At 54.4% G+C, this 16,750-nt stretch carries 11 protein-coding genes; 4 read left to right on the top strand and 7 right to left on the bottom strand.

Translation table 11 applies throughout. The features are described from left to right. Positions 1 to 187: 187 nt before the first annotated feature. The 7 genes from AB1Z34_RS09965 to AB1Z34_RS09935 form a co-directional block, all read right to left on the bottom strand. Entirely contained in the window at positions 188 to 3,586 is a 3,399-nt protein-coding gene (locus AB1Z34_RS09965) for an arabinosyltransferase domain-containing protein (RefSeq protein WP_367158292.1), read from the bottom strand. 146 nt (positions 3,587 to 3,732) lie between these two features. Continuing rightward, positions 3,733 to 5,766 carry a galactan 5-O-arabinofuranosyltransferase gene (locus AB1Z34_RS09960; RefSeq protein WP_367158291.1) on the bottom strand — a complete coding sequence of 678 codons (2,034 nt, stop codon included), beginning with the start codon at positions 5,764 to 5,766 and terminating at the stop codon, positions 3,733 to 3,735. Positions 5,767 to 5,840: 74 nt separating this feature from the next. Beyond that, on the bottom strand, positions 5,841 to 7,295 hold the full coding sequence (locus tag AB1Z34_RS09955; protein ID WP_367158290.1) for an MATE family efflux transporter: 1,455 nt from the start codon (positions 7,293 to 7,295) through the stop codon (positions 5,841 to 5,843). Continuing rightward, a complete protein-coding gene (locus tag AB1Z34_RS09950) occupies positions 7,277 to 8,338 on the bottom strand; it encodes a PLP-dependent cysteine synthase family protein (protein ID WP_076772192.1) in 1,062 nt (353 codons plus the stop codon). Before AB1Z34_RS09950 ends, AB1Z34_RS09955 begins: the two co-directional genes overlap by 19 nt. Before the next feature lie 18 nt (positions 8,339 to 8,356). Then, positions 8,357 to 9,745 (bottom strand): alanine racemase, encoded by a 1,389-nt coding sequence (locus AB1Z34_RS09945; protein ID WP_076772194.1) that lies wholly within the window; start codon positions 9,743 to 9,745, stop codon positions 8,357 to 8,359. Further along, complete coding sequence (locus AB1Z34_RS09940; protein WP_070429116.1) at positions 9,739 to 10,731, bottom strand: ornithine cyclodeaminase; 993 nt, start codon at positions 10,729 to 10,731, stop codon at positions 9,739 to 9,741. The genes AB1Z34_RS09945 and AB1Z34_RS09940 overlap by 7 nt, the downstream gene beginning before the upstream one ends. Next, complete coding sequence (locus AB1Z34_RS09935) at positions 10,728 to 11,696, bottom strand: TauD/TfdA family dioxygenase (protein WP_069359687.1); 969 nt, start codon at positions 11,694 to 11,696, stop codon at positions 10,728 to 10,730. Before AB1Z34_RS09935 ends, AB1Z34_RS09940 begins: the two co-directional genes overlap by 4 nt. A gap of 164 nt (positions 11,697 to 11,860) precedes the next feature. On the opposite strand from AB1Z34_RS09935, the gene AB1Z34_RS09930 reads away from it, so the two are divergent. Genes AB1Z34_RS09930 through AB1Z34_RS09915 form a run of 4 tightly spaced genes read left to right on the top strand, consistent with a single transcriptional unit; the run spans position 11,861 to position 16,593 of the window. Beyond that, positions 11,861 to 13,393 (top strand): ABC transporter substrate-binding protein, encoded by a 1,533-nt coding sequence (locus tag AB1Z34_RS09930; RefSeq protein WP_035010183.1) that lies wholly within the window; start codon positions 11,861 to 11,863, stop codon positions 13,391 to 13,393. 1 nt (position 13,394) lies between these two features. Further along, positions 13,395 to 14,342 carry an ABC transporter permease gene (locus AB1Z34_RS09925; RefSeq protein ID WP_069359686.1) on the top strand — a complete coding sequence of 316 codons (948 nt, stop codon included), beginning with the start codon at positions 13,395 to 13,397 and terminating at the stop codon, positions 14,340 to 14,342. Further along, positions 14,339 to 15,130: an ABC transporter permease subunit gene (locus AB1Z34_RS09920; RefSeq protein ID WP_367158289.1), complete on the top strand. Its 792-nt coding sequence runs from the start codon at positions 14,339 to 14,341 to the stop codon at positions 15,128 to 15,130. The genes AB1Z34_RS09925 and AB1Z34_RS09920 overlap by 4 nt, the downstream gene beginning before the upstream one ends. Further along, positions 15,127 to 16,593: an ABC transporter ATP-binding protein gene (locus tag AB1Z34_RS09915; RefSeq protein WP_367158288.1), complete on the top strand. Its 1,467-nt coding sequence runs from the start codon at positions 15,127 to 15,129 to the stop codon at positions 16,591 to 16,593. The genes AB1Z34_RS09920 and AB1Z34_RS09915 overlap by 4 nt, the downstream gene beginning before the upstream one ends. The last annotated feature ends 157 nt before the right edge of the window (positions 16,594 to 16,750 follow it).

Genomic DNA, 16,750 nt, shown 5'->3' with positions numbered 1-16,750 from the left:
GTGTACTTCTTGCGCTGTTGACTCACAATGAACATCCTCTCCTACGGACACAAGATCCGCACAAATAGGGTGTCCACTAAACGAGGGTAACCTCACCTTCAATGGCAAGCGGTCTGGACAGATACTTCTTGAATCGGCACGGTGTCATTACGGGCGGGGGCCAGAACAACGTCCCTGGACATCACACCTAGGGATCCTTCACAATCATCTTCCCGGGCGAGTATAGACCCGAGCGAGTGATATCTTCATACTCAATTTCGGCGACATCCGGCTTGACCTTGTCCTTATTCGGACGCGGCGAGAGCTTCTCGACGGAACCCCAGTCGCGGCGCCAGTCGTTCTTGAGGTAAGTCGGTACGGACGTAGCCTCATTTACAGCGTCGGAGAATCCGAGCGGACCACCGCCATCGACCGACTGCCAGACATCTGCGCCGACGACCTTCAGACCACGGTCCGGAGTGATGCGGTACTCCGGAAGTTCCGCGACACCGGCGTAGTGGTCGAACGGACGCTGGCACGGGAACTGGAAGGCAACCGGCCAGTCCGGGATAGTCGCAGTTTCCGGTGAGATGACATCAGTCATCGACTGCAGTTCGGCCAGGCGAGGCGGGGTCAGCGCCAGCCACTGATCCTCGGAGACGTCATTGTCCTCCGCGACCAGTCGCACAGCGGTGGCTCCCTCTGGGATCTCCTCGGTCAGGAAGCGCAGGTTACGCCAGGTCGGAGCAGGGCCGATATCAATCGGTTCCGACTCGGAGAGGACCTCGAAGCCATCCTCGTCGCCGCCCTTGCGACCATACTGTGCCACCAGCTTGCGACCCGGCTGAGCCACACCGTTGATGTCGTGGTGGAAGATACGGCCGGCCGCCGATACGACGAGTAGCGGGTGGTCCTCGTCAATCTCAGGCAGCTGGAACCAGGAAGTTTCCAGGCTTGCCGGACGCTGAATGTCCTCGGAGTAGGAGCCAAGCACCGGTACCTTATCCGGATTCAAGCCAAATGGCAGCTCGACCTGCGAGCCGTTGACACCCTTGTCGGCGCGCTTACCGCCGTCGGTGCCCGACGCGGAACCGCCCTCAACTGTGGCTTCCGGATCAGAAGATTGATCATCAGTGTCGGCAGTACTTGCCTGGCTCTGGCTGGTGTCCACAGCTTCGGCCTTCATGTTTGACGGGACGCCGTTCGGGTCGAAGCCACGGCTCTTGCCGCCACCGCGCAGCGATTCCGCTAGCGGCTTGCCATCGACGGTATTCAGGAAGCCATCGTTCGGATCGGTTTCCATCAGCACATCGCTCGCCAGATTACATGTCTGACCAGCCAAGGAGCGGATATTACCCGCGGCGACCGAGTAGGCCGGGTACTGCGATACTGCGCCCTTGCCCAGCGAAGCCACCATGAACATCGTCACCAACAGTGTTGTCACCGCAATCGGGGACGATGCAACTGCATTGATGCGGCGCGCGCGTGCCGACTTTTCCTGCGACTTCGGCTTGGTGCGGAACTCCTGGACGAAGTTCATTACTGCACCAGCCAGCAGCAGTAGCAAGGCCAGAGCCAATACTGCTGAACCCAGCTGGTGGCCGCGCAGCTGAATGGTCTTGTCGAACCACGGCACACCGTAGGACGACACATACCACCAGCCGTTAATACCCATCAGCGAGAAAGCGAGGATGAAGGTGAAACCACCGGCAAAGAACAGCTGGTTGCGCGGGTTACCTGCTACCCAATGGCTAATGGCCATAGCGGCAAGTGCTGCCAGGGAAGCCGCGATGCCCGCGTACACGCCGAAGTGGTGCGTCCACTTTGTCGGCGTGAAGGTCAGGAAGAACATGGTGCCGATGAACATGAACACCAGGCGTGCCGACGGACCGGCCAGAGCCCCCGGAACGGTGCGGTGACGAAGCAGCGCGGCAATCGTGATGCTCAAGCACGCCAGTGCAATCAGAACCGGGAAACGACGCGGGAAGGCGCCGTCGACCGACTGCAGCACCAGCCAGTAGTAGCGGACGTACTCGTTGTACCAAGGCTCCGACGGGCCGATGATGCTGCGGACACGAATGGACTCGCGGACCGTGGCCAAAGTCTGGTCGCCGAAGACACCGACCAAGATGGCGGTGCCCGCAGCCAGGAACGGTGCAATCTGCATCAGTGGGGCCTGCCAACCACCACCGAGAGCCTTATGGCGCTCAACGACAATGCGTACCAGCATCGGGATGCCTGCGAGCAGGGCAGCAACTGCCATTAGGCCCGTTGGGCCCGAGCCCAGTGCCAGCGTGGCGATAACCACTGCGACTGCAGCTGGCAGCAGGCGTCGAGTTAGAATTGCGCGCTCGATAAATACCCAGGTCAGCAGGGATCCCAGAGCAATGACCGGCTCCGGGCGCAGTCCGTTGTTGTACGGCAGCCAGAAGGCCAACAGCACACCAGCAGCAGACCAGTAGGCCACCCGGCGCTGGGCAATCTTCTCGCCGAGGCGCGGGATAACCATTCGGGAAATAATGAACCACACCAGCAGTGCGGACAGCAGCGCAGGAAGTCGCATCCACAGAGACGAGGTGGACACCTTCACCATCAGCGACAGCAGGTCGTAGTAGGGGCTGCCGAACGGTGACTCAGGAGCGCCGAACCAACGGTAGTAGTTCGCCATGTAGCCCGACTCGTCGGAGACGCGCGCCATGGTGAAGATGTAACCGTCATCGGAGGTGTTGCCACCGATGAAGTGCCAAACGACCAAAATCGTGCCAACCAGGATGTCCAGCGGAGTCGGCTTCAACGCACCGCGCTTGAACAGCGGAGTGAAGGAGGAACCGTCGATACGGTCAATGCGAGCTAACGCGACCAGAGAAGCCAGCGTCAGAAGCAGACCCAAGTACATGACGATGTACTTCACCACTGTCGGGTGTGAGGTGTAGCGGGAGTCGATGTTCATGTGGACATCGAGTCCATCGGCTACGGCCTTGGCCACGTCGCCGTCAGCGGGCAGGTCAGTGTAGATACCGGTGACCTGCGGGCGGTAATCGCCCTGTGCGGTGGCGGTGAGCTTCTCACCATCTGAGTTCTTGGCGCCGTCGATGTTGACGGTGGTCTCATGCTCGTTTGAGCGGATCTCCAGGATCTTGCCCTTGTTGCTGGCAAGCTCCTTCTTATCCAGGCTCATCACCACGCTGTCGCGCAGAATGACGTCGAGGCCGTCCTTGCCCGAACGCACCATCAAGCCCCGTTTGGTCGGCTTATCCGCGGTTGGCGGGATAGTCGACAATAGGGTTGTCCGCTTGTCGGAAAGTTCATCCGTCAGCGACAGAGGCAAATCGACGCTCAGATCCAACGGTGCCTGCGCCATGAGTGGCGTATCCACTGAGTTCAGTGTGTCGCGCTGAGGCCAAGACACGGAGGACTGAGTATTCACGACCGGAAGGAACGGTGTGATGACAAAGCAAATGAAACCGACGATTCCAGCGATAATCGCTGTCCAACGAGTCAGTGTCGTAGGAGAGGGGCCGTCCATAGGCGGTCTCTCCACGCGGTCGATGGTCACTTCGGGTGAACCGTCGACACTTTCTTTGATTTCTTTAGTTTCGGCAGTCACAAGGAAAGATACTACGGTAATTGGCCTTTTTCTTTGAGTTTGCAACGCGAAAGTTACATCACAGTTTCCACATTAGTAACAGGAATCACGTTTGCGGCAGGGGATAGCCGCTCAATATCGACTTGCCAATACCTACTTGCCAACACCTACTTGCGAACCGCCACTACAAACGGGCCGACCTGGTTTAGCTCCCAGTGCTTCTCAAATGCAGAGCGGGCAAAATTCAGGCTCCGGAAGACCACATTCGGATTGTTCGGATAGATATCATCCGCGATGTCCAACGTCAGCGGAGCGGCATCCTCGCCATCAGGCGTCTCAACTTCGCCCCGCAGCACAATGGCATCTGGTCCGCGCCACGGCGTTTCGTCCATTGCCTGCACGAGCTCATCGGGGTCGCGAATCTCCGACCATTCCTCCAACGCCTGATTACGGCGGTCAAACTCACCCAGAGGGTTAGCGTAGTGGCTGGTCAGTGCCTGGAATCCGTACCAGGGATAGAGTGCCTGGAAATTCTTCTCATCCGTCAGCACCACTGTCTGGGCCGGATCGAGCCCAGCCTCCTTCAGCGTTTGGTCCACCGCTGAGTACCACGCCCCGGCATTCGGTGGGAATCGGTCCGCGCGCTCGCCGTTACCGTCGGTGTCGGTATGCGCCAAGTCGATGGCGCCATGCAACTTATTCGGAATCGACTGTGCGTAGCCAATGCCCGCCAGCAACAAGACTGCCGCCATTACCGCGGAAACACGCTTGGCAATGTGAGCTGGTGCCGTCTGCGGCCAGTACTTCTCGATTCCGTTGAGACGGGCGTCGGCAAGCGCGACCACACCAGCCGCGATCAACATGAACGTAATCGGTGCGGTGAGGCGAAACCCCAGCAGCGTGCGTCCGAGCAGTGTCGCCACCATCGAGGCCACTACCCAGCCATAGAGCACCAGCGTGCCCAGGCCGAGCGCGCGGGCATCCGGCTCCGTGGCGCTGACCAACATGCGCACCACACCGATGAAACACAGCACACCGATCACGCTGGCAGCGAGCATCGGCAAAGGCAGCTGCGCGCCCTCTGGCGGCAGGTAATGCGTCGCTGTCGCGCCCGAGCGCGGTGCCCCCGCCGCAACCGCCAGCATGTACGGACCCCACACCGTCGCCGCAATCAGCATCGATCCCACGCCCATTATGATCAGGCGCACTACAGGCATCCACGAGCTTGACGACGTCCACGCGACCACGGCCAACACGACCACAATAAGCGCGCCTACGGCAGTGTAAAGAGTGTAGAAAGTCGCAGAAATACCCAGGAAGACGAGCACGCCAAACATGGCGGACCAAGCGCCGGTGAGACCGCGCCAGGCCATCACGGTCATCGCCGGAAGACCCATAGCAACGACTGCGGCGTAGGGTTCATCGGCGACAGTGGCCAGGGCGACGGCCGTGGTTGTCAGCGCAATGCCAGTGGCTACTGGCAGGGAGCCACTCAGGCGTTGCCACACCGGAACCAAAACACAGCCAGCAGCGGCGAGTGTCATCAACGCCCAGGGCTGGAAGACCTCCCAGCCGGCAATGCCCAGGATATTGGCCAGGCGTCCGCCCAGGAAGAACCAACCAGCGGGGTAGAAAGACGGGATGTCGATGTACGACATGTCATGCAGGCCAGGCTCCGCGGCCATCCTGGTGAGGTACTCAGTGCGGAACTCCTGGTCGACAGAAAGGCCGTCCAGCCACAGCCTGGTCGAGCCCAGCGGCAGGCCGACGGCAGAGACCACCAGAATGGCCGGTGACATGTAAGCCATCAGGTACGTCAACCACGTTAGCCACCTGGGGCGATTGTCTTTGCCCTTGGTGGCGAAGAAATACAGCAGGACGGTGGTGAGCGTCAGCGTGATGACAATCAGCGCTGTTGCGACCGCCCTGGTCAGCTGCGAGCCGCCAAAGGCCGGCAGCGACAGGCGGTGGAACACAAACCAGGACGCCAGAGCGATAACCGAACCGCCCACAAGCGCTGCGACCAGGTAGAGGAAGGCAGCCTTGAGGGAGAGCTGGTCGTCGTTGAAGATCTCGTAACGGTCTTCGTCGGTGAACTCGCCTGCGAGCCGGTTTGTGGAAAACTCTGTAGTTTCGTCAAAAGCTGGCGAAGCCTGTTGGGCTTCGCTGCATGATGAGGTGTCGGCCTGCTTGTCAACCATGCTTTTAAGTGTTGCACACGAACGTGAACGACCGGATACCTGCGACGTGGATATCGCTTTGAGGGACGAGTTCTTTAGAGTTTCACGGTAAGGTCTTTACGCGTCGCGAGAAGGAAAGCTCTCCAAAGGATTATTGAAGAACTGGCAAGCCCGATGACCAATCCCCACCACACCCCGTGAGGCCCTAGACCGATGGGAAAAGCAAGTATTAAAGCAGCTGGCAAACCTATAATCCAATAACCAGTGAGGGATGCCTTCAAACCAGTAGTGGTGTCGCTAATCCCGCGCAGGAGACCGATAGCTATGTTTTGTGCAGTATCGACAAATTCCATCACTGCGCCAATAGCCAACAACCCCAATGCGATGCTTAATGTCTCGGTGGCATTGGATTTCTCGGAGCTGTTTATAAATGGGGAAAGTACGAGGCGGGGAGCGCAAAGAAAGCTGACGGAAGCAACAGCAACGATGGCAGCCATCATCGTTTGAGTTCGAATGCCGACTTGGCGTGCAAGGGAGTTGTCATTCAGACCCCAAGCGCGACTCACAAGAATAGAGCTGCCGTGGGAGAACCCAACACCAATCTGGAAAACAATAAAGGTTATTTGATAGACGACGTTGTGCGCTGCGAGTGCTTCTGTGCCAAAGGATCCCATGACCATCGCCAGCACAGAAAACATGCCCGCTTCGGCTCCGTAGGTTGCTGAGACTGGAAGCCCCAGACGAAGCTGAGTGCGGACGAGGTGACGGAGCCTTCCGTGCATCGTGTCTCCGTCGGCACTCCAGAAATCGAGGGCAAGAAAAGTTGAGAGGTCGGGATCTCGGATGGTGATTCGCAGATAAATTAGGGCCGACATTAAATGAACCAGTGTGGTGGACAGTCCAATGCCTAGCAGACCCAATGCAGGAAACGGCCCGAATCCAAAACCGAGCGCGTAGTTCAACGCTGCATTCACTACGATCATCGCCACGGTTATGTGTAGTAGCGATTTTGGTTTGCCGAGGCCTACACAAAACTGACGGGAGACTTGGAACCACAAACAAGGAACAAGACCTGGCGCGAGCAACCACATCATGGAAGTGGCTGCGGAACTAATCTCAGCGGACTGGCCGAAAAATGGCAGCGCGTAGGCAATCCCGATTAGCACTAGTGCTCCCACGAGGCCACTGGCAGTTGCTAGGAACCAGCCGGTGCGTGAAAGATTGCGAATTTCGCCTTGCAACGTAGTAACAGATAGTTCAGAGTCCGCTCGTTCGCGAGATTTGCTTTCGTACAGCGCATGAGCCGACGCAATCCTATTGCCCAGTGGTGTTAATAGGCCCACAGCCATTGTGCGTACTTGGTTAAACCACACCACTGCCAAGCCTCCGCCAGCCAGAGCCTCGAGGCTAAGTTGACCCATCATGAGAGTGTCCGTGGTTGAGATTGCGATGTTCGCAAGCTGTGTGCCGGCGAGGGGAAGAGACATCGCCAAAAGCTGACGATTTAAGTTCTGTGAGGTAGTACCGGGCACTACTTTTCCTTCGACCATGAAATTCGTGTTGAACCTAGCGGAATTGAACTTTTCCCAGCGCGCAATGACGTAATTTGTGCCCAAATTTTGTCCTCGAGGGCGACATCGAGTAAACCACGTTCGGACATCCACTCATCGTTGAATACGGTATCTAGATACTTTTCCCCTCCATCGCACACCATGGTCAACGATGTAGAGCCAGCGGGAAAGCCCGGCAGGAGCTCGAGGGCTGCTATTACGGCTCCGCCAGCAGATCCTCCCAGTAGAAGCCCCATGTGCTTTCCGATTGTTCGGCATGCAGCGAAAGCTGCTTTGTCGGATACCTTTGCTCCGTAGTCGAGTAAGTCATAGCGAACTGAAGTGCCGATAACTGCACCTTCGGGGGTGCCCGTTCCAGATTGCCAATAGTCGTGTCCAGGAGCACCGAATGCAATGGAACCTTCCGGTTCGACGCCTATAATAGTGGGACGGTGTCCCAATTGATGGAGACGTTCAGTAACTCCAAAGAGGCTTCCACCTGTGCCTACGGCACTAATGATATGAGTCGGACTTTCCCCAAGATCATTCAAAATTTCATCAGCTGCAGGGTAATAACCCATCGAGTTTGCGACATTGTCATGCTGCTTCATGAATACCCAGCCGTGTTGTTTGCCGAGCTCCTCAGCATGGTTTTCTCTAGCCGATGTGGCGAGCGAATCGTCATCTTGATTGGAAACGAAGCACATCTGTGCATTCATTGCACGCATGGAGTTCAATTTATCTTTACAAGAATGATTATCGACGACTGCTACGAAGTCGTATCCGCGCTCAAGTGCAAGAAGTGCTAAGCCCTGTCCAGTATTACCGGAAGTCGATTCAACGATAGTGCCATGCTCTTGAAGTCGGTTATCCTGCTCTGCCGCCTTAATCATCGACTGGGCCATCCGGATTTTCGCACTTCCAGTTGGGTTGAATTGCTCGAGCTTAAGCAAAACGCGACTTTTCTGGGGAGTACAGACAAGCTCGAACAGAGGAGTATTGCCAATGAGTTGAGACATCTGCGTATAAATTCTTTTTGGCATCTTTATTTGGCCTCTGTTCTAGCGATCTTCCGTGATGGTCATGGTGACAGGATTAAAGGCGTATTTCTGAGGAATCCGATATCCGTGGAAAGCAGACTCGTTCGAGTCCATTTGATACCCGGCTGTGTCGGGATAGACTAGGAAATCTCCAGGTCGAGGCCTGTCGGGGAGTTGAATCATTCTTTTGCTGAGATAATCGCTGTCTAAGCACGTTGATCCGGAAACTGCTGTTGCGGTAGCTACTCCCGAGTCGATAATGACTCCGTTACGCACAAGGTATGGGTCCGGATAATACTCCGAGTTGAACCATTGCTCTGAGAGGCTGAGACTAGTTCCACGTACGACAGTTACTGTCCGTGCAGCATTGGGCAATGCGTGACACGAAAGAACAGGAAAGAAACTAGCACCCGCGAACTGGCATAAAGACCGTCCAGGCTCTGCCAAAATCTTTATGTTGTGACGATGAGCGCGCTGAGCCATGGAGTCCGAGCTGCGTCGAGTGGACTCCATATCTCGACGTGTCAGTGGGCGATGTTGATTAGCTATAAACCGTAGTGAGTATTGTCCGGATAAAGGTGATCCGAACGGATATTGGTCTTTAGGTTTATCCGAATCTATGAACATTTCGTTTTTTAGTCGAGATTGCAGGTTTCGCCAGACTCCATACTCGACTGAGCTTGTGGGAAATCCACCTCCAATGGAAATAGTGTCGGCCCGTGGAGACAGGGAGCGCACCTTGAGTAGGGTGTCGATTGCCAGATGCGACATGTTTATCCTCTCGTGGAGGTCATAACCGTTGCAGTGGAAACTTAGGCCGGTAATTTCGATGTTGGCACGGCCTTGGCTAAGACGAGCGGTTAGAGACAAGGCGGTATCGATGCTCATACCAAACCGTGTGGAGGGGGTTTGGTTCGCAATCCGGAGAAGAACTCGGAGCTGATTAGGCGTATCGATTTCGTCGACAAATTGGGAAATTATTCTTGAATCTACTTCATTGGAAATAGTTAGAGTTGCATCGTGGCAAACTGCCAAATGGATAAGTTCTCGACTCGGTGTAGCACCAGTAATGATTAATTTATTTCCTGGTACACCAGCGGCCAGAGATGATTGGAACTCTTCTACGCTGGCGACATCGATTCCACTGTCGAAACCACGAAGAGCACTCAGTGCTATCTCGCGACTGAAGTGCGCGGACTTATTTGCCTTTTTGCCAAATCGAATACCGAATTTAATGCCGACTTCCTTAGCGGTTGTATGCCAGGCTGAAAGTGTTTGAGCAAATTGGTTTGGGCAAAGGACATGAAAAGGGGTGTCGGAAAGCTCAGCAATGAAGTCAAGTTTCCCTGAGCCAATCAGAGCCGTTTGCCAGCTTGGAACATCAATCTTGCATGATATGGCACTTACCACAGGGATATCTCCGTCCCGAATCCCTGCTTAAGACCTTCCTTGGCGAGGATTTGGCCGACAGCGATATCGGTTAGAACTAGTCCGCTGTTATAGCAAAACGTAGTTTCGTCAATACGAGGCAGTTTGCGCCCTTTGCGGAGCAAATCGGATAGTTCGGCATGGACATTCGGCAACCGACCATCGGTGTCAGCGTAATCGCGACCGGTAACATTCATCTGTTCGATACTCGTCGTGATGACTCTGCTCGCTTGATGACAGATATCAGGGGCGATTCCGTAGCCCACAACAACGACGGTTGCGTGCCGGGGAATATCGGATGCTGTGACAGTACAACGAGTCTCAGGTCCAGCGGCCCCGATAATGAGATCACAGTTTGAACTCACAGTTGTAGGATCGTCTACAATCTTGATTTTTATTTTTCGGCCAAGCTTCACTGCTGCTGTTGATGCAATCTTGGCGCCTTTCTCTAGTCCCACGCTGTGGCTGCCGGCGAGATAAATCGTGTTTAATGTTTCAAAGGTTTCAAGGAGAAAAGGGGCTGCGTTTTGTCCTTGGGTTCCCGAACCGATGATGAGAGCGCTCTGAGGAATTGCACCAGCATACTGTGCCAACAGCGCTGAGACTGCCGGGGTTCTGAGAGTTCCTGCCGCAGCGCCGTCGAGAAGTGCAATAGGATATCCGCTGGAATCGTCGTACAGTGTGAGGGTCGTGTAATAGCTTCTATCCCTGGCGCTTTGTTGGTGAGTTTTGCTCCAATGGGTATAGGAAGTCTTGAATCCGACGGAATTTGAAGAACGACTTCTGCCGACCATCGAGTAACTCACGCTTTCAGGTACTTCAACTTTGATTTTCCCTGGGCACAGAGTTCCTGGCTGGTCGAGCTCGATGAGAGCGGATTTCACCGACTCGAGTACGGACTCGGGTGAAATTTTTATTTGAGCTAGTTCTGATCTGCTGAGGACGGTCAGGTTAGTTCGCTGTTTCATAGGATTTCACCATCCATAAATCGGATGTGTTGGCCGTAGCCGGGTTCGTTGATTTCATTGATGGGGCGTGTGTTTTTGGTTCCCATAATGTTGATGCGTAGCATCCAGCGGTCGGTCCCGTCGTAGTTGGCTACGAAAGGTACTCGTCCGTGGGCGCATCGGTCATTGTTGATGATGACCATCTGACCTGGCTTTATAGGCACCGTATAGGTGACAGTGTGAAGAGCCTGTTGAAGCTTCTCAAATGCCTCCCACCACTGTAAGGTTCCAGAATTTTTGTCTGTGTAGGCGGGGTCAAACCGCATGCCTAAATTGCCATCAGTTTTCCAGATTGATGTCATGGCAGTAGGAGCTGCATATTCGTAATCACCGTAAGATGCATCTGGAATAATGATGGCTCCGTCCCCGGTTAGAATTTTTTTCGAATCTACATCGAGTAGATGCCATGCTTCATCGATGGGGGCCAGCGTAGTGCCGACATTTTTGGGGTTACGAAGACCAAATAAAGCGAAGTGCGTCGCGCGCCGCGGATGAAAAGCATCTTCTGTGTGCAGAGTCAATGTGGTGTTGCTGCTGGCGCCAACTTGCTGGTTCTCCTGGCTGCGGGTCGGCACCAAGTCTGTGGTGATACGGCCTTTCTGCTGTCCGAACCATCCGAATGGGCGACCGACAGCGCTAGCGATGATCGCAAGAACGAATCTCCAGGTTCGGACCTTGCCAACGCATTCCTGCCACGTGGCTGGGGTAGGTCCGTGAACTGCAGGGAAGGGAAGTCCATGGATGGAAGTGGCATGGGCAGTAGGGGAGAGCAGAATTAGTTCTTTCAGTTCCTCCAGCTCATCAGTCAAAAGATGATTGATGGCATTGTACGAGTCGGGAGAGCTAATCTTCTGTGTCGCAGCCAGTTCGTCGGCAGCTTTAACGATCCTGTGTGAGAGTTCTTGGCTCAGGTGCAAATGCTGCATGACAGAGAGATTAGGTGGGGGTAGCCTATGCTGTAAAGGGTGACCTAGGTAATTATTCTTAAAAGAATTTCGTTAGTAGGCTTGCCTAAGCTTTACTGCTGCTGTAGTTGTTAGCTATGTCTTTTCCCCTGTGGGCAGTCTTTCTTAGAGATTAAGGAACCATCATGACCAATTTTTCTCGACGCCAATTCCTCGCTGCAATGGCAGTTATTGGGACAGGCACTTTTCTGACGGCGTGTACGTCACGAGAGTCGACGGCAGGGGATGGGGCTGCCAGTGGGGATGAAGTCGAAAACGTTAATGTGCTGCGTGTTGGGGCTCTCGGGAAAGCGGCAAGCGCTCAACGAGACCCTTACCAGCTTTTGCCTAATGATTCAGATATGCTTATTAGCTCCCTGATCTGGGAGGCTCTGACGGTGCCGGGCGAGAAAGAAACTGTAGTGCCACGCCTGATGCAGGAATGGAAACAGAATAATCCGACTGAGTGGGAATTTATGATTGCCGACGGTGCTACCTTCCATGATGGTTCCTCGGTCACATCTGAAGATGTCGTGTGGTCGTTGAAGAAGATGCTTTCGGATGAGGAAAACTCATTCCGGCTTCCAGTGATGCCTGATAGCATTCGTGCTGCTGGAGCCAACGTCGTTGTGATGGAAACTGCGGAACCGAATTCACAGCTTCCGATGCTTGCGCGATTGATGACCTTCGTGATGAAGAAGGGTTCCTCTGCTGAAAAGCCCATTGGATCGGGGCCGTTCCAGCTGGTCAGTTGGGAAAATGGTTCTGCTAAGCTCAAGCGTTTCGATAACTATCACGGAACAGTAGCAGGAGTTGCTGAGGTCCATGTCATTCCATTTGAAGACTCCACCGCAATGACTAATGCGCTGTTGTCCGGGCAAATTGACTTAGCTCAAGCTGCGGGTCCTATTGCGGCCCGATCCGTCGAAGGAAATGAAGATATAAAGATTGTGCGCCGGATGAATGACTCGGTTATTCCACTAATCATGCGTACCTCAGATGGGCCTTTCTCAGATGTGAAAGTTCGTCAGGCGCTGCGCCTTGCAGTTGATCGGGAGCAAATCATCCAACGAGCTCTCTCCGGTTATGGAACCCCTGCAAACGACATTCTTGGAACGGCAGATTCGAACCTGGATTCTTCGTTAGTGCGTAAGCGTGACGTTGTGAAAGCGAAGAATCTCCTCCAAGAGGCAGATTTTGACCTTGAGAAAACGTATGACTTGTACGTTACCCCTGAGGCTCCGGGTCAAGTAGAGGCGATGAAGGTTATCGCTGATCAGGTGAAAGAAATCGGCATGACTCTCAATGTAGTGGAGCAGGATTCGGGTACTTTCTACGACGAGACATGGACCAAGGCAGACCTATATTGTGGCTATTGGGGAACTAATGATTCTGTGCTCTTCTTCGCTGGGAAGGTTCTCGACGGTGACGCGGCCTCTAATGAGACCGCATTTGATGATGCTGAATTCAACGAGATCTATGATCAGGTACTGGAAAGCACCGATACTGAGAGAATTAACCAGCTAAGCCGCCAGCTGCAGAAGATTGAGTTCGAGCGATCCGGGTATCTGGTCTGGGGTGCATCTGACGGAGTCGATATTGCGAGAGCTAATTTGAGTGGTCTGCCTAAGGCTCCAGGCTATGGTCGTGTCCTTCTTGAAACCGTCCAGAAGGCTTAGTGTGCCAGCGGAAATCGCGCGTTGGCTTATTCCTCGGCTGATAATTCGTGGAGGCTTACTTTTCGCAGTTCTCGGACTTGTTTTTGTAGCGATTGATTGGCTGCCCGGTAATGCTGCCTCCGCAATCTTGGGCGCAAACCGGACCCCGGAAGCTCTGGCAGCGCTAGAAAGAAACCTGAATCTTGATAAGCCGCTTATGGCCCGCTTCCTGAGCTGGCTGGGAAGTGCGTTTGCGGGCGACTTTGGTACTTCCGTAAACGGAGTACCGATTATTAATCTGCTGAGTTCAGCGCTGCCTGTGACGCTGGCAACAACTGGTATGGCATTTTTAGTCACTGCTGTTCTTTCGGTAGCAATCGCCATTTTTTGGGCTTCACGTGCTGAAAGACCCTGGATTTCGCACATTATTGACCGATCGACAGTGGCATTAATTGCGCTACCAGAGTTTGTCGTTGGTGTGTTTCTGGTAGCGGTATTCTCTCTCTGGCTTGGTTGGTTTCCCGCGGTCACTATTACCGCGGAAGGCTTGCCAACCCAGATAAGTATGTACGCATTACCGGTTATGGCGCTGGTAATTCCTCAGGCGGCCTGGAATTCGAGAATGCTTTTCGCAGCGTTCGAGGATGCTTCTCACAACACTGCGGTCCGCAATGCTGAGCTAAACGGAATCGTGGGAAATCAGCTGGCACTTCGACATATCCTGCCGCTATCCGCACCGACATTTGCTACTTCAATGGCTACAACAGCAGGTGTTTTGATAGCAGGGACAGTCACAGTCGAAGCGTTATTTAACCATCCTGGAGTGGGGCTTTTGGTGTCTAATGCAGTCGCGCAACGGGATATCTCGGTGATTCTTGCCGTACTTGCTGTAACAGGGGCGATCATATTGGTGTTGCTGACTGTGGCAGATGCAATAAAAGTCGCATTCACCCCGAAGGTGCAACTATGATTCGAAGGTTTTTAGCGGGGGCCTTTATCGCCCTAGTGTTAGGCGGACCGGTCGCTGCTGGTTTGTTTGGCATTGAACTGTCGGCGCATGGCGTGCCCTTCGCTAACGGTAACGAGGAGGGTTTCCTAGGAACAGAACACCTGGGGAGAAGCGTGGGCGCTGCAGTGCTTGTCGGTGGCCGGTCCTTGGTCGTAACTGCAATTATCGTCGGTTCTTTGACCACGGCATTTGGCGCTCTATTCGGTATCTTGGGGTCGCTAAAGCCAAAACTGGGCTTCTTTATTGAAGCAGTGGCGGATGTCACCATCTTGGTGCCCGCAGTAATTCTTTTGCTTTTAACCGCAGTCTTGTATCCCAATGGTGGGCTACCAGCGCTTATTGGTGTTTCGGTTGTGGTGGGTACGCCTTATGCTGCCCGTGTGGTCGCCGCCGCCACCTATCCCGCTGCTAACGCTGGTTATGTTCAGGCTGCGCTGGGCAGTGGCGTATCGACCGTCTCGATAATCTTGCGGGACATCATTCCCAATATTTCCGCAGTACTTCGTTCGGTATGGAGTCTTCGCATTATCGAAGCGCTGTATGTGCTGGCTACGGCGAGCTTCCTTGGGGTCGGGAGAAGCCTCGGTGAGTTTGCATGGTCAGCGATGGTGCGGGATAACGCGAGTGGAATATCACTGAACCCCTGGTCAGTACTTGCACCAGCCGCCGCGTTGGCAGCGACATCGATTGCTGTAGTGGCCCTGATTAATGGGAGGCAGAAGGAACCGAAGGATGTGCCGAGCTCGTGATTGATGTAGATATTTCCGTGATGCAAAGCGGGCACGTTATCCTACCCCGCACAGTGCTCACTGCCCGAGCGGGTGAGATTACGGTTTTAACTGGGGTGAGCGGCTCCGGGAAGACCTCACTTTTAAAGGCATTGATTGGTGCGGTACCGGAGAGATCGGAAGTAATTGGTGGGGTTTCTGTCGAGTCCAGTGAGTGGCGAGATGTAAACCCGCTGGAGCTTCCATCATGTGAATTAGCTCATTTTCGCCGTGAGCACATTGCTTTCGTAGGACAGGATCCGGGCGCCGAGTTGCCACCATTGATGTCAGTAGCCCGGATGCTCCGGGAGCTAGCTCCAGCGGCCGACGTTGCAGCGTTGCTGCAGCGTGTAGATCTTCCAGCCAGCATTGCTTCCCGGCGGATTCACCAGCTGTCCGGTGGGCAACAGCGGCGGGTGGCATTAGCTCGGGCGCTATCACGTTCGTCTAAAGCAATTGTTCTCGATGAGCCGTTCGCTGGCCTCGATTCCGGTACATCGACGGTTATCGCTCATCTGCTCAGGGACATTGCGGATAGCGGTGTTACGGTCATCTTCACCGCTCACCAGGTTCCTAAGCTCGCGATTGGCATTGACAAAGTCGCGGTTGTCGGGAATGGAATCGAAGAAAACGGTTCGAAATGCCAGATTGCGGAACGCCAGAGTGCAGGGACGAAGACTGATCAAATCCTGCATTTGGTAACGAAAGATACCCAGGTCACAGAACTATCCAAAGCCTCGATCGGTGAATCTATGCCGGGGGCGGGGGCAGGGGCGGGCGCGTCTCCAGTCTTAAGAGTTTCCAACTTGAGCTGCGTGAATAATGAACGCGTGACTCTTTTTCAGGGCCTCTCTTTCGCTGTACAGCGTGGCACTATGGTTGGGGTCAAGGGACCGTCGGGAAGCGGAAAGTCGACACTACTTCGGTGCCTAATCGGGCTAAACCACGCAGAGTCGGGTGAGATTGAATGTGCTGGTGTAACTCGTGAAGCTAAGCGTACATGGCCACGGAAGAATCGTTTGATGATGCAGATAGTTCCGCAGGATCCTGCCTCTACGTTGAACCCGAAAATGACCGCGCTCGATGCCGTAGCGCGTGCAGCCCGGGTGTCGGTAAGGGGACGCCGTGACGCACGCCGAGCGGCAATAGATTTGCTCGATAAAGTCGGTATCGATAAGCAGCTCGCACAGCGTAAGCCAAGTGGACTCTCTGGAGGGCAGAGGCAGCGTGTTGCAATCGCACGTGCTCTAGCCGTGCGCCCAAAGCTCCTGCTCTGCGATGAAATTACCTCTGCGCTTGATTATCAAGCAGCGACCAAAGTGATGAGCGTTCTGCAAGAACTCAACAGCGAGGGAATGGGCATAGTTCTAGTCAGTCACGATGATGAGCTGCTGCAATCGTATTGCTCCACGGTTATCCCAATTGGAACTGCAGCTGTGGGTTGAGACCAATACACGCTTGGTTGTCTGAGCCCAGGCGCTAAAAGTGGGGTCAAGGATGAAAAGGGGCCTAAGTGCAAGAAACTCTCAAGTTTCTTGCACTTCTCGCCCTCCTCAGAAAACAGCCCTGGGGTTTTATCGAAACGGATGCAAGAAACTTGAG

The sequence above is a fragment of the Corynebacterium sp. 045007 genome (genome assembly GCF_040743205.1).
Classification (GTDB): Bacteria; Actinomycetota; Actinomycetes; order Mycobacteriales; family Mycobacteriaceae; genus Corynebacterium; species Corynebacterium jeikeium_D.
The sequence above is the reverse complement of the archived record's forward strand: the minus strand, read 5'-3'. Positions and strand labels throughout refer to the sequence as shown.